Source organism: Aurantimonas aggregata, assembly GCF_010500835.1.
Lineage (GTDB): Bacteria > Pseudomonadota > Alphaproteobacteria > Rhizobiales > Rhizobiaceae > Aurantimonas > Aurantimonas aggregata.
The window spans coordinates 1-1157 of the sequence record NZ_JAAAMJ010000076.1 but is presented as its reverse complement, the minus strand read 5'-3'; the positions used below and the strand labels follow the sequence as shown (position 1 = coordinate 1157).

At 66.1% G+C, this 1157-nt stretch carries 1 protein-coding gene; it reads right to left on the bottom strand.

Annotated elements, in window-relative coordinates; genetic code table 11:
* Positions 1-2 precede the first annotated feature (2 nt).
* Positions 3-1157 (bottom strand): NAD(P)(+) transhydrogenase (Re/Si-specific) subunit beta (locus GTW51_RS23305; protein WP_163046401.1); only part of this gene is annotated, 1155 nt, incomplete at its 5' end.

Below are 1157 nucleotides of genomic sequence, written 5' to 3'. Positions count from 1 at the left end.
GCTCAGAGGAGCTTCAGCAGGGCCTCCAGCGAGGTCTTGGCGTCGCCGTAGAACATCCGCGTGTTGTCCTTGTAGAACAGCGGGTTCTCGATGCCGGAATAGCCCGTGCCCTGGCCGCGCTTGGACACGAAGACCTGCTTGGCCTTCCACACTTCCAACACCGGCATGCCGGCGATCGGGGAGTTCGGGTCTTCCTGCGCGGCCGGATTGACGATGTCGTTGGAGCCGATGACGATGACAACGTCCGTCGAGGGGAAGTCCGCGTTGATCTCGTCCATCTCCATGACGATGTCGTAGGGCACCTTGGCCTCGGCCAGGAGCACGTTCATGTGGCCGGGCAGACGGCCCGCCACCGGGTGGATGGCGAAGCGGACGGTCTTGCCGTCGGCCCGCAGCTTGCGGGTCAGTTCCGACACCGCCTGCTGGGCCTGCGCCACCGCCATGCCGTAGCCCGGCACGATGATGACGCTGTCGGCGTCCGAAAGGGCCGCCGCGACGCCGTCTGCCTCGATCGCCAGCTGCTCGCCGTCGATCGCCATCGCCGGGCCGCTCGTGCCGCCGAAGCCGCCCAGGATGACCGAGATGAAGGATCGGTTCATCGCCTTGCACATGATGTAGGACAGGATCGCGCCCGACGAGCCGACCAAAGCGCCGGTGACGATCAGGAGGTCGTTGCCGAGCGTGAAGCCGATCGCTGCCGCCGCCCAGCCGGAATAGCTGTTCAGCATCGACACGACCACCGGCATGTCGGCGCCGCCGATGCCCATGATCAGATGGTAGCCGATAAAGAAGGCAAAGAGCGTCATCAGGACGAGGGTCCAGATGCCGGCGCCGTTGAAATAGAGGATCAGCAGGAGCAGCGAGGCGATGGCCGCGCCGGCGTTCAGCATGTGGCCGCCCGGCAGCTTCTTGGCCTTGCCGTCGACCTTGCCGGCGAGCTTGCCGAAGGCGACGACCGAGCCGGTGAAGGTCACCGCGCCGATGAACACGCCGAGGAAGACCTCGACCTTGAGGATGGCGATCAGCGCGCCGCTCGGATCGGCGAGCTTGTGCGCCAGGACGCCGGCAAAGCCGGTGAGCGCCTCACGGGTAACGAGATCCATGGCGGCGACGCGGCCGAGCTCGATCTCGGCGTTATAGCCGATGAAGACGGCCGC